At 58.9% G+C, this 21972-nt stretch carries 17 protein-coding genes and 6 tRNA genes; 21 read left to right on the forward strand and 2 right to left on the reverse strand.

What is annotated here, in order from left to right:
- Positions 1-75: 75 nt before the first annotated feature.
- The 10 genes from ACEXKH_RS01150 (at position 76) to proC (ending at position 9215) form a co-directional block, all read left to right on the forward strand.
- A tRNA-Phe gene (locus ACEXKH_RS01150) sits at positions 76-148 on the forward strand.
- A 607-nt stretch (positions 149-755) separates the two neighbouring features.
- Positions 756-1817 (forward strand): glycoside hydrolase family 5 protein, encoded by a 1062-nt coding sequence (locus ACEXKH_RS01155; protein ID WP_373572767.1) that lies wholly within the window; start codon positions 756-758, stop codon positions 1815-1817.
- A gap of 6 nt (positions 1818-1823) precedes the next feature.
- Positions 1824-2702 (forward strand): 16S rRNA (cytidine(1402)-2'-O)-methyltransferase, encoded by an 879-nt coding sequence (gene rsmI / locus ACEXKH_RS01160; RefSeq protein WP_373572768.1) that lies wholly within the window; start codon positions 1824-1826, stop codon positions 2700-2702.
- Between the two features lie 69 nt (positions 2703-2771).
- Complete coding sequence (metG, locus tag ACEXKH_RS01165) at positions 2772-4373, forward strand: methionine--tRNA ligase (protein ID WP_373572769.1); 1602 nt, start codon at positions 2772-2774, stop codon at positions 4371-4373.
- Between the two features lie 107 nt (positions 4374-4480).
- The gene (gene rsmA / locus ACEXKH_RS01170) at positions 4481-5341 is read left to right on the forward strand and encodes a 16S rRNA (adenine(1518)-N(6)/adenine(1519)-N(6))-dimethyltransferase RsmA (RefSeq protein ID WP_373572770.1); all 861 of its coding nucleotides are present in this window, start codon (positions 4481-4483) and stop codon (positions 5339-5341) included.
- Positions 5331-6248 (forward strand): TatD family hydrolase, encoded by a 918-nt coding sequence (locus ACEXKH_RS01175; RefSeq protein ID WP_373572771.1) that lies wholly within the window; start codon positions 5331-5333, stop codon positions 6246-6248. The genes rsmA and ACEXKH_RS01175 overlap by 11 nt, the downstream gene beginning before the upstream one ends.
- 43 nt (positions 6249-6291) lie before the next feature.
- Positions 6292-6378, forward strand: a tRNA-Leu gene (locus ACEXKH_RS01180).
- A 577-nt stretch (positions 6379-6955) separates the two neighbouring features.
- Positions 6956-7894, forward strand: a complete 939-nt coding sequence (locus tag ACEXKH_RS01185; protein WP_343007347.1) for an SPFH domain-containing protein — start codon at positions 6956-6958, stop codon at positions 7892-7894.
- 6 nt (positions 7895-7900) lie between these two features.
- Positions 7901-8371, forward strand: a complete 471-nt coding sequence (gene rlmH / locus ACEXKH_RS01190; protein WP_373572772.1) for a 23S rRNA (pseudouridine(1915)-N(3))-methyltransferase RlmH — start codon at positions 7901-7903, stop codon at positions 8369-8371.
- Positions 8372-8444: 73 nt separating this feature from the next.
- The gene (proC, locus tag ACEXKH_RS01195) at positions 8445-9215 is read left to right on the forward strand and encodes a pyrroline-5-carboxylate reductase (protein WP_373572773.1); all 771 of its coding nucleotides are present in this window, start codon (positions 8445-8447) and stop codon (positions 9213-9215) included.
- A gap of 157 nt (positions 9216-9372) precedes the next feature.
- On the opposite strand, the gene ACEXKH_RS01200 is transcribed toward proC, so the two are convergent.
- The gene (locus tag ACEXKH_RS01200) at positions 9373-9546 is read right to left on the reverse strand and encodes a DUF6724 family protein (protein WP_006235069.1); all 174 of its coding nucleotides are present in this window, start codon (positions 9544-9546) and stop codon (positions 9373-9375) included.
- 111 nt (positions 9547-9657) lie between these two features.
- Between ACEXKH_RS01200 and serS the strand changes: the two genes are divergently transcribed.
- The 8 genes from serS to ACEXKH_RS01240 all read left to right on the forward strand — a co-directional run bounded on the left by serS (position 9658) and on the right by ACEXKH_RS01240 (position 17111).
- Entirely contained in the window at positions 9658-10941 is a 1284-nt protein-coding gene (gene serS, locus ACEXKH_RS01205; RefSeq protein ID WP_117797155.1) for a serine--tRNA ligase, read from the forward strand.
- 171 nt (positions 10942-11112) lie between these two features.
- Positions 11113-11490 (forward strand): hypothetical protein, encoded by a 378-nt coding sequence (locus tag ACEXKH_RS01210; protein ID WP_373572774.1) that lies wholly within the window; start codon positions 11113-11115, stop codon positions 11488-11490.
- 80 nt (positions 11491-11570) lie between these two features.
- Positions 11571-11647: transfer RNA gene (locus ACEXKH_RS01215), tRNA-Arg, on the forward strand.
- Between the two features lie 432 nt (positions 11648-12079).
- Positions 12080-12156, forward strand: a tRNA-Arg gene (locus ACEXKH_RS01220).
- A gap of 348 nt (positions 12157-12504) precedes the next feature.
- Positions 12505-12581: transfer RNA gene (locus ACEXKH_RS01225), tRNA-Arg, on the forward strand.
- 555 nt (positions 12582-13136) lie between these two features.
- Positions 13137-15578, forward strand: a complete 2442-nt coding sequence (locus ACEXKH_RS01230) for a tetratricopeptide repeat protein (RefSeq protein WP_373572775.1) — start codon at positions 13137-13139, stop codon at positions 15576-15578.
- Between the two features lie 161 nt (positions 15579-15739).
- Positions 15740-16822, forward strand: coding sequence for an AAA family ATPase (locus tag ACEXKH_RS01235; RefSeq protein WP_373572776.1), 1083 nt, complete (start codon positions 15740-15742; stop codon positions 16820-16822).
- A 198-nt stretch (positions 16823-17020) separates the two neighbouring features.
- A tRNA-Ser gene (locus tag ACEXKH_RS01240) sits at positions 17021-17111 on the forward strand.
- 323 nt (positions 17112-17434) lie between these two features.
- On the opposite strand, the gene ACEXKH_RS01245 is transcribed toward ACEXKH_RS01240, so the two are convergent.
- The gene (locus ACEXKH_RS01245; protein WP_373572777.1) at positions 17435-18775 is read right to left on the reverse strand and encodes a D-alanyl-D-alanine carboxypeptidase family protein; all 1341 of its coding nucleotides are present in this window, start codon (positions 18773-18775) and stop codon (positions 17435-17437) included.
- A gap of 197 nt (positions 18776-18972) precedes the next feature.
- Between ACEXKH_RS01245 and ACEXKH_RS01250 the strand changes: the two genes are divergently transcribed.
- The 3 genes from ACEXKH_RS01250 (at position 18973) to pstB (ending at position 21912) form a co-directional block, all read left to right on the forward strand.
- Positions 18973-19668 carry a response regulator transcription factor gene (locus ACEXKH_RS01250; protein WP_373572778.1) on the forward strand — a complete coding sequence of 232 codons (696 nt, stop codon included), beginning with the start codon at positions 18973-18975 and terminating at the stop codon, positions 19666-19668.
- 26 nt (positions 19669-19694) lie between these two features.
- A complete protein-coding gene (locus ACEXKH_RS01255) occupies positions 19695-20933 on the forward strand; it encodes a sensor histidine kinase (RefSeq protein ID WP_373572779.1) in 1239 nt (412 codons plus the stop codon).
- A gap of 103 nt (positions 20934-21036) precedes the next feature.
- The gene (gene pstB / locus ACEXKH_RS01260; protein WP_373572780.1) at positions 21037-21912 is read left to right on the forward strand and encodes a phosphate ABC transporter ATP-binding protein PstB; all 876 of its coding nucleotides are present in this window, start codon (positions 21037-21039) and stop codon (positions 21910-21912) included.
- Positions 21913-21972 lie beyond the last annotated feature (60 nt).

The raw sequence follows: 21972 nt of genomic DNA on the forward strand, positions 1-21972 counted from the left end.
TTTTAAAATTCTCGGTTGACCGGAGCGCGTCCTTGGTTATACTAATCAAGCCTTGAAACAAGGCACACCTCAAATGGCTGGGTAGCTCAGTTGGTAGAGCAGAGGACTGAAAATCCTCGTGTCAGGGGTTCGATTCCCTTCCCCGCCACCTTGACTTGATAAGGACCTCTGCAAAGAGGTCCTTTTCTTTTATGTAGCTCTCGCACGGAATCGAACCCCGTGAGGGCGCGGAGCTGAGTAAACGCGATAGCGTTTGCCAGCGGAGCTCGCAAGGCGCGGAAGCGCCGCAGCGGTCCGCACGCGCGGAGCGCGGGCGCGATTCCCTTCCCCGCCACCTTGAATTGACTAGGACCTCTGCAAAGGGGTCCTTTTCTTTTACCGAGGGCTCCTGCGGAAACTGCATCCCGGAATTTGGCTTCAGAGCGGGATGCGTTTTCCGCTTTGAGCCTGTTTGGGAAAGTGTGGACCGGAATCCGGCGTCAGAATGGGACGCGCTTTCCTTTTGCGGCTCTTGGCGGAAAATGCATCCCAGTCTTTTGCGAAAAAACGGGGCACGCTTTCCGACCGCCTACTTCCGGCGCATATGTACATCTCGGCGCGCCATCTCGGGCCCGTCTGCCCGGACATTCCTCCCACTTTTGCGCCACTTTGTAGACCGTTCGGTCGCCTGTCCGCACGCGCGGGTATACTCAAACCGATACTTTTCCTATGCAATACGATGCAGGTTCGACCTGCGCGATTCGAAGGGGGCCGTGATGGAGAGGATTCTCGGCGTTAATCTCTCTGGCTGGTTTATTCCCGAGCCCTGGGTGACCCCGTCGCTCTATGCGGCGACCGGAGCATCCAATGCAGCCGAGCTGCAGGAGGCTATGGGCACCGCTGCCTATAACGAGCGCATGCGTCGCCATTACGAGACGTTTGTGAGCGAGGACGATTTTCGTCGTATGGCGCAGATCGGTCTCAACGCCGTGCGCCTGCCGGTGCCGTGGTATGCCTTTGGCTCGCAGGAGTCCGACGCTTCCTACATCTCGGTCGTCGATTATATCGACCGTGCTATTGAGTGGGCCGCCAAGTACAACATCCGCGTACTGCTCGATCTGGCGACTGTACCCGGCGGTCAGGGCGATTCCAACGATTCGCCCACGACGCCGGAAGTCGTCGCTGAGTGGCATTCGTCCACCAATGGCCGTCACGTTGCGCTCGATGTGCTCGAACGCCTGGCCGATCGCTATGGTGAGTCCGAGAGCCTGCTGGGCATCGAGCTGTTGGATACGCCGCAGATGAGCGTACGCAAGAGCCTCTTTACCATGACAGACGGTATTCCGGCGCACTACCTGCGCAACTTCTATCGTGATGCGTACGAGCTCGTTCGTTCGTATATGCCCGAGGACAAGATTGTCGTCTTTTCCTCTTCGGGACACCCTGGCGAGTGGAAGCACTTTATGCGCGGTGCCAAGTACAAGAACGTCTACATGGACCTTCACCTGTACCATTACCGCGACGAGTATGCGCTCGACATCACGAGCCCCCGCGGTCTGACGACGGCGATTTCGCGCAACAAGCGTGAGCTCAAGGAGGCAATCTCGACCGGATTCCCCGTTTTGGTTGGTGAATGGTCGGGTGCGGCGATTTTTGCCAACTCGTCGGTTACGCCCGAGGGCCGCAATGCCTACGAGCGCGTGTTTATCGCCAACCAGCTGGCATCGTTTGCGCCGGCGGCTGGCTGGTTCTTCCAAACGTGGAAGACCGAGAAGCGTATTGCAGCATGGGACGCCCGCGCGGCGCTCGGCACGCTCGAGCGCGGCATGATTGAATAGGTTGATATGACGCAAAACAGCGCCCGCACGGGCAAACTTTATGTGGTCGGTACGCCCATCGGTAACCTGGGCGACCTGTCTCCGCGCGTCGGCGAGGCCTTTGCCGCCGCCGATGCCATCTGCTGCGAAGACACGCGTGTGACCTCAAAGTTGCTGATGCACCTAGGCATCTCCAAGCCGCTCGTTCGTTGCGACGAGAATGTGATCGCAAGTCGCGCAGCTGGCCTGGTCGACCGCCTGCTGGCGGGGGAGACCCTCGCCTTTGCCTCGGACGCCGGTATGCCGAGTGTGTCTGATCCCGGCCAGGCTTTGGTTGAGGCGGCGCGCGAGGCGGACGTGCCTGTCGAGGTTATTCCCGGCCCCTCTGCTTGCGTCACGGCGCTCGTATCGTCCGGTATTCCCTGCGAGCATTTCTTCTTCGAAGGCTTTTTGGGCCGCAAGCACGGCGACCGCGTGCGCCGACTGCAGCGCCTTGCCGTCGTCCCCGGCGCGCTCATCTTCTACGAGTCTCCACATCGCATCGTCGCGACGCTCGAGGCCGTGGCCGAGGTCTTTCCCCAGCGCGATGTTGCCGTCTGCCGCGAGCTCACCAAACTGCACGAGGAAGTCTTGCGTGGATCCGCCGCCCAGCTAACCGAGGAGCTGCGTGCCCGTGGCGAGGTAAAGGGCGAGATCGCGCTGGTCATCGCGCCGCCGAGTGAGGACGAGGAGGCCGGCATCGTGCCGGTTGGCGCCGCGGCGGCCGACCCCGACGAGGCCCTGCGCGAGGACATTCGCACCGCGCTCGAGGAGGGAGAGCCCGCCTCCGCGGTGGCAAAGCGCCTGTCGCAGAAGTACTCGCGCCGCAAGCGCGATGTCTATGCCATGGTGCTCGATATGCAATAGATGGAGGATATCCAGCCCTTGCGCTAGAATCATCCCCTGTATGCAACGTTTTTCTGGAGGATAAACCCCATGGATCAAAGCAAGCCTTCGTTCTTTATCACGACGCCCATCTACTACGTCAACGCCGATCCGCACCTGGGCACGGCTTATTCCACCATCATCGCCGACGTTCAGGCTCGCTATCGCCGCTCCGCCGGCTATAACGTCAAGTTCCTGACTGGCATGGACGAGCACGGCGAGAAGGTCGCCGAGGCTGCAGCCAAGCACAACATGACGCCGCAGGAGTGGACCGACAGCCAGGCTCCGCACTTCAAGGAGCTTTGGAGCAAGCTCGAGATCTCCAACGACGACTTCATTCGTACCACCGAGCCGCGCCAGCATCACGCCGTGCAGTATCTGTGGGAGCGCATGAAGGAGTCCGGCTACCTGTATAAGGGCAGCTATGACGGCTGGTACTGCGTGCCCGACGAGACCTACTTTACCGATACGCAGGTCCAGAAGGGTGACGAAGAGTACGGCAGCGTCGGCCAGCACCTGTGCCCCGACTGCCACCGTCCGCTCGAGCGCGTGCAGGAGGAGTCCTACTTCTTTAAACTCTCTGCGTTCCAGGACAAGCTGCTCAAGCTCTATGACGAGCACCCCGACTTTGTCGAGCCCGCGTTCCGCATGAACGAGGTGCGCAGCTTTGTCGAGGGCGGCCTTAACGACCTTTCCGTGAGCCGCACGAGCTTTGACTGGGGCATTCAGGTCCCGTTTGACGAGGGTCACGTGACCTACGTGTGGTTCGATGCGCTGCTCAACTATATGACGGCCGTCGGCTACGGTGTCGACACCGACGAGGCGCGTGCCGAGCTGGCCTATCGCTGGCCCGCGCAGTTTCACATCGTGGGCAAGGACATCATCCGCTTCCACTGCGTCATTTGGCCCGCCATGCTCATGGCCATCGGCGAGGCCCTGCCCGAGCACGTCTTTGCCCACGGCTTCCTGACCGTGCGCAATGCCGAGACCGGCAAGGCCGAGAAGATGTCCAAGAGCCGCGGCAACGCCATCGCTCCGCAGGACGTTATCGACATGCTGGGCGTCGAGGGCTATCGCTATTACTTTATGACCGACGTGGTGCCCGGCACCGACGGCGCCATCAGCTTCGAGCGCATGGAGCAGGTCTACAACGCCGACCTGGCCAACAGCTGGGGCAACCTTATCTCGCGTTCGCTCAACATGAGCGGCAAGTACTTTGACGGTTGCGCGCCCGCCAAGCCCGCATCGTTCGATGCGTTCGACAACCCGCTGGCAAAGATTGCCGATGGCCTGGTCGATCGCTACATGGCCAAGATGGACGTGCTCGATTACGGCGGAGCTAAGGACGAGGTCATGGAGCTCATCCATGCCGCCAACCACTACATCGAGGACTCCGAGCCTTGGGCGCTCGCCAAGGACGAGGCCAAGGCTGACGAGCTGGCGTTTGTGATCTACAACCTGCTCGAGGCCATCCGCATTGCCGCTCACCTGCTGATGCCGCTCATGCCCCAGACTTCTGCCGAGGCCCTGCGCCGCCTGTCCTGCGAGGACGAGGCCGCGAGCGACGACCTCAAGGGCATTTGCGCTTGGGGCCTGCTTGCCGGTGGTCAGCCCGTCGAGAAGGGCGAGCCGCTGTTCCCGCGTCTGGGCTAAGCCGCTGCGCGCCATATCGGCAATTTGCTGTTTAGATGTAAGGGCATGGCCGCAACGGTCCATGCCCTTTTGTTTCAAGACGCCGCCACCATGCTAAGGAGGCAACTATGACAACTTCGCCTTTGGCAAACCCCACGGCAACTAGGGAGCTGCTAGAGGAGTTTGGCCTTGCGACCAAGCATCGCCTGGGCCAAAACTTCCTGATCGACAACCATGTGATCGAACGTATCTGTGAGCTCGCTGAAATTGCGGGCGATGAGCGCGTGCTTGAGGTCGGCCCGGGTTGCGGCACGCTGACGTTGGCCCTGCTGCAGGAGGCGGCGTGCGTCACATCGATCGAGGCCGATCCCGAGCTTGAGCCGGTGCTTGACGCCCATGCCGCCGACTATGCCAACTTCCGCTTTATCGTGGGCGATGCGCTCAAGGTGACGCCGGAGCAGATTGAGCAGGTCGCCGGTGGTGAACCCACGGTGTTTGTCGCGAATCTGCCCTATAACGTGGCGGCGACGATCATCCTTCAATTCTTCCAGACGATGCCCGCGCTTAAGCGCGCCGTCGTCATGGTGCAAAAGGAAGTTGCAGATCGTATTGCCGCAACGCCGGGCAACAAGACCTATGGCGGCTACACGGCAAAGCTCGGCCTGTATGCGCAGGTGACGGGGCGCTTTGAGGTGCCGCCGCGCTGCTTTATGCCGGCACCGCACGTGGATTCTGCCGTAGTGCGCATCGATCGCGTTGACGGAGTGGTACCTGAGGGCATCGACCGCGAGTTTGTGGCCCGTGTGATCGACGCTGCGTTTGCTCAGCGCCGCAAGACGATTCGCAACTCCATGAGCGCCAACGGCTTTGCCAAGGACGCGCTCGACGCCGCCTTTGAGGCCTGCGGTATCGCACCTACCACGCGCGCCGAGACGCTCGACGTCGCTGCCTTTGTCCGCTTGGTTCAGGAGCTTTCCCATGACGCCTAATGTCGAACGCGTGACGTTTACCAAGAAAAAGAAGACGGTTGCTTGTCCCGTGCCCTTGGCACCGCTTGCCGACACGCATGCGCATCTGCTTTCGTTCTGGGGCAAAGAAGTGCCCGAGACGCTCGTGCGCGCTAAAGCCGCGGGCATCGACTTGTTGGTGACGGTCTTCGACCCCATCGCCGACAAACGCAGCGTGACGGACTATAGTGACTGGCTGGTGCGCGAGATTTTGCCGATGCGGGATATTCCGCAGGTCAAGTATCTCGCCGGCGTGCATCCGTATGGCGCGCCCGACTACACCGATGATATCCATGCCCAGATTGTGACTGCGCTCGACGATCCGTTGTGTGTTGGCATCGGCGAAATTGGCCTGGACTACCACATGGATTACGACGACGATATTGCGCCGGCGCCCCACGACGTGCAGATCGACTGCATGGCGCGCCAACTCGAGGTTGCCGTACGCCGCAATGTGCCGGTAGAGCTACATCTGCGTCATGAGGACGCGGACGAGGAGCGCACCTCGCATGTGGACGCCTACAACGTGTTGCGCGAGGTCGGCGTGCCCCAGGCCGGTTGCGTACTGCACTGCTTTGGCGAGGACCGAGCCACGATGGAGCGCTTTGTGGATTTGGGTTGTTACATCGCCTATGGCGGCGCGGCTACCTTTAAGCGCAACGACGACGTGCGCGAGGCATTCGCGGCAACCCCGCTCGACCGTATTTTGTTCGAGACGGATTGTCCCTATATGGCGCCGGAGCCCATTCGCGGTCTTGAGTGCGAGTCTGCAATGATTTCCATCACAGCAAATGCGCTGGTCAACGACCGCGTCGATCGTACCGGCGAGGACGCTGAGGCAATCGCTCGAGCCGCCTGGGAAAATGCCTGCAAACTTTTTCAAAAATAGTTCTTGCGTTCGCGGTGGCGCTCCGTTATTCTAATTCCTGCACGCGGGCGTGGCGGAATTGGCAGACGCGTACGGTTCAGGTCCGTATGGGGGCAACCCCATGAAGGTTCAAGTCCTTTCGCCCGCACCATTGATTGAAAGAGCTCCCAGCAATGGGGGCTTTTTTGTTATGGGCCCATCGCGGGGACTTGAACCTGCGAAGGAGCGAGCGTAAAGAAAACGCGGAGCGTTTTTAGCGAGCTGGCGAGGACGCCGGCAGGCGGCCGAAGCCGGTGCGGATCCGCGAAGCGGATACGCGGACGTCCTTTCGCCCGCACCATTAAATGAAAGAGCTCCCAGCAATGGGAGCTTTTTTGTTACGGGCCGTTTTTGGCAGATTTGACCTATCGATTTCGCGCGGCAGATGCCCCTGTGGTCAAAAAGTGGCAAATATGAGTACTGGCACGAAAATAGAGACATTTCACGAAGCCATTTTTGCTCATTTTACGCAACAGATGTACGCTAATTTGGCTCAACCTTGAGACAAAATGAAGTCATTTCGATAGACTTCGGGTTCAAAGAGGCGATTTTGACCCAAATACGCTGTTACTAAACTGGTAACAGTACTCATATTTGGCCTTTTTTGACCACGGGTCCTCTTGTTGGTGTCACACGGCTGCTTTGTGCGGGTATCCTAGTCCCAACGCGTGCCTATCAGAGGAGAAACCATGCTGTTGTCCGGTATCATCGCTACCCTTACGAGCCTTCTGCTTCCCATCATCATTTTGTTGCTACTGCTCCCCAACGCCTGCTATGTCGTTGAACAGCAGCATGCTGTGATCATCGAGCGTCTGGGCAAGTTCAACCGCATCGTCAACGCGGGCTTCCACATGAAGGTGCCCGTGATCGACCGCAAAGCCGCCACGGTGAGTCTGCGCACCATGAAAAACGGCTTTGGCATCGACGTTAAGACCCAGGACAACGTGACTATCGGCCTTGAGGTCTCTGCTCAGTACCACGTGAGCTATGACATGGGCGCCGGCCCGGCAGATTCGGGCATCTACAAGAGCTACTACATGCTGCAGGAGCCCGTCGACCAAATGCGTGACTTCATCACCGATGCCCTGCGCTCTTCCATCCCCGTCTACACGCTCGATGAGGTCTTTGCCAAAAAAGACGATATCGCCAAGGACGTCAACGCCACCGTGTCCGAGCAGATGGCCGCCTACGGCTTCACCCTCGTGTCGACACTTATCACCAAGATCGCGCTGCCGACCGAGGTCGAGAACTCCATGAACGACATCAACGCCGCCCAGCGAAAGCGCGCCGCTGCGCAGGAGCTCGCCGAGGCCGATCGCATCAAGCGCGTTACCGAGGCGACCGCCGAGGCCGAGGCGATGGAAAAGGCAGGCGAAGGCATCGCCAACCAGCGCAAAGCCATCGCACTGGGCATCAAGGACTCGCTCGAGATTATCCAGGAGACGGGCGTCGGCAACGATGAGGCCAACCAGCTGTTCATGTTTACGCAGTGGTCCGAGATGATGACGGAGTTCGCTCGCACGGGCAAAACCTCGACGGTCGTGCTGCCGAGCGATTTCTCACAGTCGGCCTCGATGTTCGAGCAGATGCTGACCGCCGGCAAAGTTCAGAACGAGTCGAAGGAGTAGACGCGCGTGAAATATACCGTTGTTTGCGTTGGCAAGCTTAAAGAGCGCTTTTGGAAGGACGCGTGCGCCGAATACACCAAACGCCTAGGCGCTTATGCCAAGGTAGATATGCGCGAGGTTGCCGATATCGATCCGGCCAAGGCGGGCGGTGTGGATGCCGCGCGCAACAAAGAAGGCGCGGCGATTCTTGCCGCCCTGCCACCGCGGGCACATGTGATTCTGCTGGCTATCGAGGGCAAGGAGCGTTCGAGCGAGGAGCTCTCGACGCATCTCGATGACCTTATGCTGCGAGGCAACAGCGACATCGCTTTTGTAATCGGCGGATCGGACGGCGTGAGCGATGCCGTGCGCGCCCGCGCCGACGAGATGCTCAGCTTTGGACGCATTACCTTGCCGCACAACCTGGCGCGCGTGGTGCTGCTGGAGCAGATCTACCGCGCCTGCAAGATTAGCCGTGGCGAGCCGTATCACAAGTAGGTCGGCAATGCGAAACAATGGCGTGGGACAATGACTTTCGTTTTGAGGAATGTGTCTGAAAGGACTGTGTGATATGAAGATTGGATTTGTCGGTTTTGGCAATATGGCGAGCGCTATGGCCGATGGCTGGATTGCCGCCGGTGTGGCCGCGAGCGACATGTGCGCCTGCGCGGGTCGCTACGATGCTCTGATCGAGCGTTGTGAGGCGCGGGGCATGGCCGCCTGCCATGATGCGGCGGAGGTTGTTGCCGCGTCCGATATCGTGGTTGCGGCGGTCAAACCGTACATGATCGAGAAGGTATTCGCCCCGCTCAAGGATGCGCTTGCCGACAAGGTCGTCCTTTCGGTTGCCTGGACCTGGGATAGCGCCAAGTGGGAACAGGTCCTGCCAGGTGTCGCTCATATCTCGACGGTGCCCAACACGCCGGTTTCGGTGGGCGAGGGCGTTATCGCTTGCGAGAAGGCTTCCACGCTTAGCGATGAGCAGCGTGCCACGGTGCTCGGTCTGCTCGGAAAGCTTGGCACGGTGGTCGAGCTCGATTCGAGTCTGCTGTTTGTGGGCGGTACCGTGGGCGGTTGCGCACCGGCATTTGTTGCCATGGCGATCGAGGCCCTGGGCGACGCGGCCGTCAAGCACGGTATCCCGCGCGCCGATGCCTATCGCATTGTGAGCCAGATGGTGCTGGGTACGGCAAAGCTGCAGCTTGCAACCGGTCAGCATCCCGCAGCGATGAAGGATGCCGTGTGCTCGCCCGGCGGTGCTACCATCAAGGGCGTCGTCGCGCTCGAGGATGCCGGCATGCGCAGCGCCCTGATCAAGGCAATCGACGCAACCCTCCAGTAAAACCGACCAAAAAGGGACAGGTTTATTTTGGCAGGTTTTTCCTGCGGTTTTGTCCTTTTAGCAAAAAGCGCCCCGCAACTGGCTCAATTCCAGTTGCGGGGCGCTTGCGTTTGCCCAGATAAAACCGACCAAAATAAACCTGTCCCTTTTTGGCAGGTTAGTCCCAGAAGCTGTCTTCTTCGTCCTCGGACTTGGGGCCGCGGTCGACATACATCTTATGGGTGCGCTTCTCCATCACAAAGGCAAGAATCGCAAATAGCAGGATGCCGCCGGCGAAAAGGATGGCAAAACCGGTGCGGGTGCCAAACAAAAAGGAAAAAACTGCGTCCATTGGGTGCCTTCTTGCGTAGTTGAGTTGGGTCGTAAACGCTCATAAGTATATACTTGCCCATACATGTACAAGGTTGCAACCTAAATGGAATGTATATCGCCGGAGGATCTAATGCTTGATATCAAGTTTGTTCGCGAGAACCCCGATGCCATCGATACCGCCATGGCAAATCGCCAGACGTCTTGGGATCGCGAGAAGTTCTTTGAACTCGACGACGAGCGCCGTGCCGTCATCACCGAGGTCGAGGAGCTCCAGGCCACGCGTAACGCCGAGTCCAAGAAGATTGGCGCCCTGATGAAGGAGGGCAAGAAGGACGAGGCCGAGGCCGCCAAGGAGGCCGTGCGCGCCGTCAACGAGAAGATCGACGGTCTGGCCGAGCGCCGTACCGCTCTTGAGCAGGAGCAGTACGACTTCATGTCTCACCTGCCCAACATTCCGTGCGAGGCTACCCCGTACGGTAAGGATGAGGACGAGAACATCGAGCGTCGCCGCTGGGGCACCCCGCGCGAGTTCGACTTCGACTTTAAGCCCCACTGGGATCTGGGCACCGATCTGGACATCCTCGACTTCGAGCGTGGCAACAAGCTCTCCGGCAGCCGCTTCACCGTTCTCGGTGGCGCCGGCGCCCGCCTTGAGCGCGCCCTTATCAACTTCTTCCTGGACACGCACACGAGCCGTGGCTTCAAGGAGTGGTGGCCGCCCATCGTCGTCAAGCGTCAGACCATGTTCGGCACGGGCCAGCTGCCCAAGTTCGAGGACGACGCCTATCACGTCTCGGGCGACAACTTCCTGATCCCTACTGCCGAGGTCGTACTGACTAACCTGCATGCCGGTGAGGTTCTGGACGCCGACACTCTGCCTCGCCGCTACACTGCCTTCACCCCCTGCTTCCGCGAGGAGGCCGGTTCCGCTGGTCGCGACACCCGCGGCATCATTCGCCAGCACGAGTTCGACAAAGTCGAGATGGTCAAGTTTGCCAAGCCGGAGGAGTCCGACGAGGAACTCGAGAGCATGACCGCCGAGGCCGAGTACCTGCTGCAGCAGCTGGGCCTGCCGTATCGCGTGATTAGCCTGTGCACCGGCGACCTGGGCTTCTCTGCCCGTCAGACCTACGACATCGAGGTCTGGCTGCCGAGCTACAACGCCTACAAGGAGATCAGCTCCTGCTCCAATTGCGGCGACTTCCAGGCCCGTCGCGCCAACATCAAGTATCGCGACCCCGAGAACTTCAAGGGCTCGCGCTACCTGCACACCCTTAACGGTTCCGGCCTGCCGGCTGGTCGTACCATGGCTGCCATTCTGGAGAACTACCAGAACGCCGACGGCACCATCACGATCCCCGAGGTTCTGCGTCCCTACATGGGCGGCCTCGAGAAGATCGAGCCGGTCGCGTAAGCTATCTGCATAGGCGATTTGCGAGGGCGCTCCTTTTAGGGGCGCCCTTTTTGTGTGCGGCTATACCATGCCGTGCGGACAGCTCGATAGAAAACACACGAACAAACGTTCTGTATACATGCATTTACCTGCTATGCTTTTGCTAACTAAGAGCAAGAGAAAGGGGATGTGATGGAGCTGTTCGACGAGCGGGTTGTGTTGTTCCAGAGCGATGAGGGCGGGGAGCACCTGCTGGTAACGTGCGAGCCGTCGGGTATGGGTGGCTTGGTGGTTCGGCAGACGAGTGAGGGACCATTGACGCAATGGTGCTATGAGGAGTCGCCGCATGTGGTCGAGACGTTTGTAGCGCATGAGGCGCTTGTTGTCCTTGAGCACTTCTATGGCGTTGGAACTTCTAATCAGGTGGCCCGAATGCTGAGCATCTCGTTTGCCGACTACGACTGTGCCCAACGGGTGCGGTCGCTTCTGGGGGAGCTTGGCGCCGGGTTCGATGTGATCGAAAAGCCAATCGATCGCACAAGAAGCGCTGATGCTTGTGGTGCAGCGTGACAAATTGCGGCCCGCGCGAAAAAAAGTTTGAGATTTTGCTTGACTCTAACGAACTAAAGTGGTTTTATATGTCTTGCGCTGCGGCGTTACCTCAGCTGGATAGAGGGTCTGACTACGAATCAGAACGTCATAGGTTCGAATCCTATACGCCGCACCAATCGAACTTAAAGCCTCCGGCAACGGGGGCTTTTCTTTTAGGCGGACGCCGCATGGATTCGAACCTCGGTCGAGGCGCGGGCGTCAAGAAAACGCGGAGCGTTTTTAGCCCGCGGGCGAGTCCGCCGGCAGGCGGGCGAAGCCGGTGCGGATCCGCGAAGCGGATGCGCGGAATCCTATACGCCGCACCAATCGAACTTAAAGCCTCCGGCAACGGGGGCTTTTCTTTTAGGCGGACGCCGCATGGATTCGAACCTCGGTCGAGGCGCGGGCGTCAAGAAAACGCGGAGCGTTTTTAGCCCGCGGGCGAGTCCGCCGGCAGGCGGGCGAAGCCGGTGCGGATCAGCATGACAACTTAATCAGCGCTTCGAAAAAATTTTCCAAATTGTTGCTTGACCCATCGAGGGCTCACGTGCATAATAATCCGTGCGTTGCGGCGTTACCTCAGCTGGATAGAGGGTCTGACTACGAATCAGAACGTCATAGGTTCGAATCCTATACGCCGCACCAATTGAATTTAAAGCCTCCGGAAACGGGGGCTTTTCCTTTACGGGAGCATTGCGGAGATTCGAACCTCGGTCGAGGCGCGGGCGTCAAGAAAACGCGGAGCGTTTTTAGCGAGCGGGCGAGTCCGCCGGCAGGCGGGCGAAGCCGGTGCGGATCCGCGCAGCGGATGCGCGGAATCCTATACGCCGCACCAATTGAGTTTTAAGCCTCCGGAAACGGGGGCTTTTCTTATATCGCGATGCACCGAAGATCGTGCCAAGCCCTCCAAATGAGTAAAAATCAAATTCGATAACTTTTTTTGAAAAAACGCTTGACCATTATTCAGTCCATGTGCATAATAATCAACAAGTCGCGGCGTTACCTCAGCTGGATAGAGGGTCTGACTACGAATCAGAACGTCATAGGTTCGAATCCTATACGCCGCACCAATTGAAATCGAAAGCCTCCGGCAACGGGGGCTTTTATTTTACGTAAACACCGCATGGATTCGAACCTCGGTCGAGGCGCGAGCGTGAAGCGGACGCGGAGCGTCCGTAGCGAGCGGGCGAGTCCGCCGGCAGGCGGGCGAAGCCGGTGCGGATCCGCGAAGCGGATACGCGGAATCCTATACGCCGCACCATTTGAGATTAAAGCTCCCGGCAACGGGGGCTTTTCTTTTACGTAAACACTGCATGGATTCGAACCTCGGTCGAGGCGCGGGCGCAAAGAAAACGCGGAGCGTTTTTAGCCCGCGGGCGAGTCCGCCGGCAGGCGGGCGAAGCCGGTGCGGATCCGCGCAAGCGGATGCGCGGAATCCTATACGCCGCACCATTTGAGATTAAAGCTCCCGGCAACGGGGGCTTTTCTTTTAGGCGGACGCCGCATGGATTCGAACCTCGGTCAATGGGGACTATTTCCCATCGACTCGTGTAAGATTTCGAGTATGCGCCTCGGTGAGCCCGTGGCGCGCTCTTTCTTTAGACGACCGATCAGGGTGATATTTCGTGGCAGAGCGTCCGACATACAAGCTCAGGTTTCTCGATCCCAAAAAGCGCTTTCCGGCCATGCCCGAGCAGCCTGCGGGACGCTCGTATGGCGTGGTTTGGAAGCTCTTTGGCGAGGACCCGCATGAATCATGCTATGTCGTCGAATTCGTCGGCAAAAGCCATGTGTCGCTTTTGGGCTACGTGTGCGTTTCGGGTGAGGTCTATAAGGTGGACCGTCCCGTTAACGAGGTATCGCTGCCCGACGATCCCGACATGCAACTGATTCTTGACGAGTCCGATTCCAACATCGGTGAGATTGCGGTCAGGGGTACCGATGGGACGATGCACTCCCGGGCGCGAGTCATCGGCTCTCCCGAAGGCACCATGCGCGAACAATCCGATCGCGAGACGTGGAATTCGACGCGCAGCCTTCGCTACGGCGAGTTCATGGCCTCGATGTTCTTGCGTTACGTGATATTCGCCGATTCTGAAAACACTGTCTCGGGCACGGCAGATGCCGACGGCCTCGACGAGGGCATGAAAAATGCTGTCGACAAGATCAAGATTGTAAAACTCCCCGAGCCGGTTGAGGTACTGCTGGGTTTTGATTCCACACCGCTGCCCGATGCAATCGAAACGTTGCTCTACCGCATTGACCATACAGATAATCCAAGTGGCATTGAGCGCTATGCCGCCGCTTTGATGGGCGAAGTTAATCTGCCTCGCCTGCGCACCATCGCGGCCAAAACCGAAATGAGCCTGGCGCGCATCGATCGCTCGAGGCTCTTTTATCTCAATTTTGACCGTAGCCTGCTGGACCAGGACGAGATCGATACCCTACTTGCCGTCGAGTGCCGCCTGAACCGCCTATCGGGCATCCTTGAGCGTATTGGGGCAGGGTTGGGCCCCGTTGCCTCGTCGCCAAGCTTTGAGGGCTGCTCGCTCTTTGACCTGTGGCATATCAGCAAGACGACAAACGACGTTCCTCGCTTGCTCGAAACGCTGTCGAATGACAACCCGTGGGCCAAGCCGGGGACGGTTGCGTGCCAGCCGGGTGGCGAGTGGGACGTTCGCACCCGTTTTGCACGTATCGTAGAAGCACTCAACGTGGTCACGCGGCTCGACTACACCTATCGAGCGAACGTCGCCGAGGGCATCGTGCTGGTGCGATTTGGCCGCACGGTTGTCGATGCTATGCCGCAGCGCGAATACGATGCTCAAGATGACGCCTGGCGCGAGGTGGATGAGCCTAAGCGCACGGCATGGGCCACTGAGCACGATGCGCGTATCGCGCTTACGCTCGCGGCGGCTTGCTTTGCTTCGGGCGCTCGCATCACGCGCTGCTACGTGCAGATTGCGGCTCCCGACGGCGAGCAGGGCGAGCGCGTTGTCGAAACGTATTCCTTTGGCCGTGCGGCTTATCTGGCCGATTGCGTTTCTGTCGCCAAGGATCCTGAGAGCATGGATATGGACGACATGCCCTGCAGGCATTTGCTCGAGGCATATGAGGCAGATGCTCCGGACATGATTGAGCCTGCAGAGGTTCACGCCCGACCACGTGATGACCATCGTTCATTGCCGCCTGCGCTTCGCGATTTGCTGCTCGCTGATACGGCTGACGAGCTTGAGGTCATGGAGGAGGACAGCGATCCGTATGTCGCCCGCGTTGTCGAGCTGCGCGAGCAATCCAAAGTTGACCGAGCTGGTGCTTTCGAGGGCTTTTCTCGCCTTGTCGAGGAGCTGGAAGCCAAGTGTACAGTTGCCGAGCTTTTGGCGACGGGCCCAGTGCAGACCCAGTTCTGCGACAACCAGCTGGTGCGCATGGTGCTGCCGGTGATGGAGGAGGACCGTTCCGTGCGTATCCTTCGCGCTCCCGATGCGCTGTATTTTGCCCAGCACGAGATTTGCAGCTTTTACGCCGAACAAGAGGACTTTGAGCGTGCGCTGCCCGAGGTGCGTCGTCTCTACGATTTGGCACGCTCGTCTATGCAGTCTCACTTTGCCCTGATCAACGTGCTGGCACGTCTGGAGCGCTATGACGAGATTATCGAGGTGGCGCGCCACGGCCTGCGCATCGCCAGCGACCGAACTTCGATCGGTTACCTGTTCTATCGCCTGGCATTCGCCTACTGGAACTGCGACCAGCTCGAGCTGGCGCTGGCGTGCTACCGCCTGGTGCCGCGCGGCGAGGAGTCGGGTGGCAGTGCGCAGGAGGAAATGCAGGGCCTTATGAACGAGATGGGCGTCATCAAACCGCCCACGTTTGAGGAGGCTGTCGAGACCATCCGCAAGGCAGGTCTTGAGCTGCCGCCGGTGCCCGCCGTGACCAATCAGCTCGCGGATGCCGCCGTGCAACTTGTCGATAACGGCTTCTTTTTCTTGGCGCGCGGCTGCATCTATCAAATGTGGCGCACCATGGGCAACGATGAGCTCGGCTCCCTCAACCGCTCGCTGGGGTAGGGGCGGTATAGAGGGGCCGCACCGCGCTATTTGTATCGGCGCGGGCGGGAGGACCCGACAGAATCGGTAAGGCATAAAGCCGCCGAGCCTGCTAAAACTGTTAAACTCTGCTAAAGTTGCTAAACTTTGTTAAAGTTGTTAAAACTGGCAGAGGAGGTCGAATGTCAAAAGCTATTAATCCCTTTAAGCCAACAGCGGGCATGAATCCACCTGAGCTTATCGGACGCGACGCTGTTTTGGATGACTTTGCCGAGGCTCTTGAGAATGGCCCTGGTGCCCCCGATCGACTCATGCGCATCTCGGGTGTCCGAGGCACGGGTAAAACGGTGCTCCTCAACGCATTGGGCGATCTTGCGCGCAAAAAAGGATTCGAGGTTGTCGACGTCGCCTCAAATGCCGGTTTTTGCGACAGAATTCTCGAGGCTCTGCAGCGAAATGTTCGTCTTGCATCAATGTCGATTTCCCCATCAATTTTAGGAGTCAGCCTTGGCTCCGTGGAGCTGTCGAAGTCAGCCTCTCATCTGGGCGAGGCGATGTACGATGCCGCGAAGCGAGGTGGTTTGCTCATCACACTCGATGAGATTCAGGACGCCTCAACTGAGGAAATGCGCGAGCTGGGTAATGAAATGCAGCTCTTGATTCGCCAAGGGGCGAATGTCGCCTTTGCATTCGCTGGTTTGCCAACCTCTGTGGATGGCGTGGTGGTGGATGATACGTTGACGTTCCTTCAGAGGGCGAAGCATATCGAACTCACGCGGCTTTCAGATTTTGAAGTCGGCGGATCGTTTGAGGATACGATGAGGCGTGCGGGCAAGGAACTCGACGAAGGCGTTGCTGAGCTTTTGACAAAGGCTTCGGCAGGCTATCCCTTTATGGTCCAGTTGGTCGGATATTACGCTTGGCAGGTTGCTTCGCGCAGCGGGTCGGAGAGCGTGAGTGAAGAGGCGGCTCGCAAGGGTGTCCAGGCAGCTCTTGATAGTTTCAATGCCATGGTGATTGCCCCCGCGCTGCGCAGGGTGTCGGAGCGGCAGTTCCAATATCTCGCGGCGATGGCGCAATGCGAAGGCGGCGAGATTACGAACGGTGATATTGCCAAAAAGATGGGATTGCCGGCGAATAAAGTCGGGTCGTATCGCAAACGTTTGATCGATACGGGACTGATTGAGCCTGCTGGCTACGGCTGTGTTTCGTTTGCAATTCCGTACATGCGCGATTATCTGTTGGAGACCGTTCGAGCGGACTAATAAAGACTGGAGGCATCGACGCCGCCGCTGGGGTTGCCCCGTATCTTTGTCTAAATCTGTAACATCTGGACGAAGATTCGGCCTGTAACTGTTACAGATTGAGATGATTGGGTGAGACGTCTACTGGCAAATTGGAATCGCTCCAAAATTTCCCCTTGCCCATCCTCGACTGTTTGGTTACTATAGAACGGCTGTTACGGAGAGCTGACCGAGAGGCCGAAGGTGCTCGCCTGCTAAGCGAGTATGCCCCAAAAGGGCATCTGGGGTTCGAATCCCCAGCTCTCCGCCAGTAAGACTTTAAAGAAGGGTTCCGAAAGGGACCCTTTTTTAGTTGAACCACGTTAGCTGGGGATTCGAACCCGAGAGGGCACGGGCGTTAAGCAAACGCGAAAGCGTTTGTAGCCCGTGGGCGAAAAGCCGTCAGGCTTTGAAGCCGGAGGGCATGCGCAGCATGCCCGGACATCCCCAGCTCTCCGCCAGTATGAATTTGAAGAAGGGTTCCATTTGGGGCCCTTTTTTTAATTAGAAGAACGTTAGCTGGGGATTCGAACCCTCAAAAAATGAGGCGCCCCGTTGGACGCCTCATTTGGTTCGATGTGATATCGCTCCGGCCTACACCTCAGGAGCCTTGGCTACGGTCTCGCTCTCGGCTGTGAGCGGCCGGTTGTCGATGCGGCGGCCCAGGCGGTCGAGCTTCACGAGCAGCCACTCGATGGGATTGGGCCCCGTTCCTTCCTCGTCGGCGACCAAGTCCATAACGGCGATCTTGGTGCCGTCCTGCTTCAACGTAACGCTGCCCACCTTGTCGCCAACATGCACCGTGCCCGAAAGGTCATCGTAGCTAACCTTTTCGGTCACTTCGCCGGCGAGTGAGAACACCGTTGCCTGTGCGGCGGGGTCGGCGAGCGTGGCGTCGATCGTCTTGTCCGTCCAATCTGTCTGGCTAATGCGTGCCATGAGCGGGTTGCCGTTGGCGGTCTTCTCCCGCGTGTTGGCGATCGCAACCGCAACTTTGTGACCGTAGTACCAGTTGGCAAGGGTCGCCGTATCGGTAAAGCGCTGGTCGCTGGTGGTGGAGTTCAAAATAACGGTGTAGATCTCGTCGCCGTCGCGGTTGTAGGCGCTCGTAAAGCAATAACCCGCGTCGTCGGTGGTGCCGGTCTTGCCGCCAATGTTTCCGTCCTGACCAAGCAAAACGTTGTGCGTGTCCATGGAATGCGAATGGTCGGAGCCGTCGGCACCTGTAACTTCGATCCAGGAGTCCTCGCTCGCCACGACTTCGCGGAACGTGTCGTTTTTCATAGCCTCCTGCATCATGAGCGCTACGTCATGTGCGGTTGAGTGCATGTCGCCGGCCCACTCATCAAAGTCCAGACCGTGTGGGTTCTCAAAGACCGTGCCGGTGCAGCCGAGCTTTTTGGCGCGCTCGTTCATGGCCTTCACAAAGGTTGCCTCGGCGTCTTTGGTCTTGGGGTCGATCTTTTTGCCCACGTGCTCGGCAAGCACGATGGCGGCGTCGTTGCCCGAGGGGATCATCAGGCCGCGTAGTGCCTGCTCCACGGTGAGCTCGTCGCCTTCGAGCAGGCCGGCAGTCGAGTTGCCTACGGTGGCGGCAGCGTTGCTCACCGTGACCTTCTCGTCCATCTTGCAGTTTTCGACGGTCAGGATTGCGGTCATGACCTTGGTGATCGAGGCAATCTTGACCTGCTCATCGGCGCCGCGTCCATAGTAGACGGTGCCGTCCTTGCCCATAACAAGGGCATTCGTTGCCTCGATATCGGGCAGGTTTTCTGCCGTGATGCCGCGGGCGTCGGCGGTCTTGCCGCAGATGTCGTCGGTCGTGAGCACTTGGGCGCCGGCAACAGCAGGCACGCCGGCAACAAGGGCGATGGCGCAGGCAAAGCCGGCGGCAAGCTGGGCGGAGCGCTTTGCAAAAGAGGTGAGGGACTTCACAGATTTCGCTTTCGACGGGATGGTCTCTTCTGGCACTAGAGTATATCGTTTGCCGGCGACGACGGTCGTTGCGTGCGCGCATGGCCCGCATTCGTGCTCGAACGGGCGCAAGGGTGCTTAAGGTCGACTTAATCGCCCGCGCTTGTTGTGTGTGGCGGGCGCCGCCTCGGGCATAATGGAGCGCGAGAGGAGCACGCATGAACGAGCGCATACTGGTAGTTGATGACGAGAAGGCCATCGCCGACCTGGTTGGTATCTACCTTACAAAGGAGGGCTTTGACGTCCAGATCGCCTACAGCGGGGCCGATGCGGCCAAGGCAATCCTGGAGCAAGAGTTTGACCTGGCACTGCTCGATGTCATGCTGCCCGATATCGACGGCTTTGAGCTGCTGCGTACCATCCGTGCCAGTCATACCTATCCCGTAATTATGTTGACGGCACGCGATGCCCAGCAGGATAAGATCGAAGGCCTTTCGCTCGGTGCGGACGATTACGTGGTCAAGCCGTTCCGCCCGTTGGAACTTGTCGCGCGCGTACACGCCCAGCTTCGTCGCTATACCAGCTACGGTAGCCGAGCGCAGGTGGCTGAGTCTCCGGTCATTCAGCTCGACGGTCTCGAGATCAACCGCGACGCTCGCGCCGTGACAGTGGACGGGGCGCCGGTGCGTCTTACGCCTATCGAGTATTCCATCTTGTTGTATCTGGTTGAGCATCGCGGCAGCGTGGCGGCCGTGGAGGACCTGTTTCGCGCGGTGTGGAACGAGGACTTTATGCCCGGCTCCAACAATACGGTGATGGTGCACATTCGCCACCTGCGCGAAAAGATTGGCGACGACGCCCAAAAACCGCGCTTTATCAAAAACGTCTGGGGCGTCGGCTACATCATCGAATAACGCTTTTCGCTTGTGAGGATCTTGATATGACAAAAGACGATAAGCAGGCGTTCGAGGTGTCCGATCGACTCTTTGAATACGTGAGGGCGGTCGTCGACAACCGCGCGCTCGCGACGGTACTGCTCTTTTTGCTGAGCCTGCTGCTGATCGGCATCGACAACATCACTGGCATTTTGGCAGTTTTGCTTATCGGGTTTTTGCTGATCGATCGATTCGAAATCGTGCGTCGTTGCATGGCGATCGGCGGTGCCGCGTGGGTAATCACGCTGGCGATTGGTGCCATGGCTCTTGGTGGCATTGCCGGACCGGTGTTCTTTGACGCTGGCTTTGTATTCAACATGCTTGGCTTTGTCCTGGCGCTTGCCGTGTGTGTCTTATTCTTTTGTGGCCGAGCGCTGTATTACCAAGGCTACGAGCAAGGGGGACAGCATGCCGACCGCGTGCTTGCGGCCCGTATCCAGGACCGCCTGATCGATCATCCTGACGCCTGGGATAACATCGACGGCGACTTCCTGGAGGTCGAGGGTGCGCTCAACCGCGTGCGCGATCGCGAGCGTAAGGTGCAGCAGGCCCTACGCGACGAATCGCATCGCAAGGACGATTTGGTCACATACTTGGCGCATGACCTGCGCACGCCGCTTGCCAGCGTGGTGGGCTACCTCTCGCTGTTGCAGGAGGCGCCCGACCTGCCGGTTGAGCAGCGCGAGCACTTTACAGGCGTGGCGCTCGACAAGGCGCACCGACTCGACGCGCTTGTTGAGGAGTTCTTTGATATCACGCGCTTTGACTTCCACGATATTGTGCTCACGCGCGGCTACGTCGACCTGGGATTGCTGCTGGCGCAGGTGGCCGATGAGTTCTATCCCATTCTCAACGAGCAGCACAAAGATGTCCAAGTTGATGTGCGCGAGGACCTGACGGTGCTCGTAGATGGCGACAAGATGGCTCGCGTGTTCAACAACATCATGAAAAACGCCATCGCCTATAGCTACGAAGGATCGACCATCACGATTGAGGCTGGGCGCCAAGATGACGGTGGCGTACGAATTCGCTTTATCAATCAGGGTGATCCGATTCCGGCGGCTAAGCTCAAGGTGATCTTTGAGAAGTTCTATCGCCTGGACGCGGCACGTGCGACCAATCGCGGTGGCGCCGGCCTGGGTCTTGCCATCGCCAAGGAGATTGTCGCGGCACACAGCGGCACCATTGCGTGCGAATCGACGCCCGAGCACACGGTGTTTACCATTGCACTGCCCGCTGCATAGCCAGCGTGCCCTTACAAACACTTGACAATGCGCTCACGTGAGTATGAGCCGCGATTTCTACCATCGATACTGCTGAATTGATATCGATATGGAGGTATGCGGTATGACGGCTGCTGCGGCGATGGAGCCTACGGAGCTTGAGGAACTCATAGAGGCGCAGGCCGAGGCCGCGCACGAGCGCGAAGTTGGGGATGCGACTCGCCCCACGGCGGAGGACCTCGCCGCCTCGCCGACGCGCATCGATGTTGAAGGCCTTGACCTGTTTTACGGCGACCATCATGCGCTCAAGGACGTGAGCATCAAGATTCGTGACAAGCAGATCACCTCGTTCATCGGGCCTTCGGGCTGCGGAAAGTCGACGCTGCTGCGCTGCTTTAACCGTATGAACGACGGTATCAAGGATTGCCGCATTGAAGGCAAGATTGCACTCGACGGCCAGAATATCCTGGGCGATTACGATATCTGCCGCTTGCGTCAGCGCGTGGGTATGGTGTTCCAACGCCCCAATCCGTTTCCCATGAGCATCTACGACAACGTCGCCTACGGTCCTCGCGGCATGGGAGTGCGCGACCGCGTCGCGCTCGACGAGCTGGTCGAAGACTCCCTGCGACGCGCCGCGCTGTGGGACGAGGTCAAGGACAAGCTCAGGGAATCGGGTCTGGGTCTTTCGGGCGGCCAGCAGCAGCGTCTGTGCATCGCCCGTGCGCTGGCCGTGCAGCCCGACATTCTGCTGATGGACGAGCCGACCTCGGCGCTCGACCCCGTATCGACGCTGGTGGTGGAGCAGCTGGCCTGCGAGCTCAAGGAGACCTGCACGTTGGTGGTCGTTACGCACAACATGCAGCAGGCTGCGCGCATTTCCGACTCGGTTGCGTTCTTTTTGCTGGGCGAGCTGGTGGAGCATGCGCCCACCGCTCAGCTCTTCAAAAACCCGACCGATCCGCGCACGGCGGATTATTTGACGGGCCGTTTTGGCTGATACCATCTAGTGCAGGCGCCTTTAGGGTTAAGATGCGGTCATGCCGGCCGCAGAGGGGTT

The sequence above is a fragment of the Collinsella aerofaciens ATCC 25986 genome (assembly GCF_964259375.1).
Lineage (GTDB): Bacteria > Actinomycetota > Coriobacteriia > Coriobacteriales > Coriobacteriaceae > Collinsella > Collinsella aerofaciens_BO.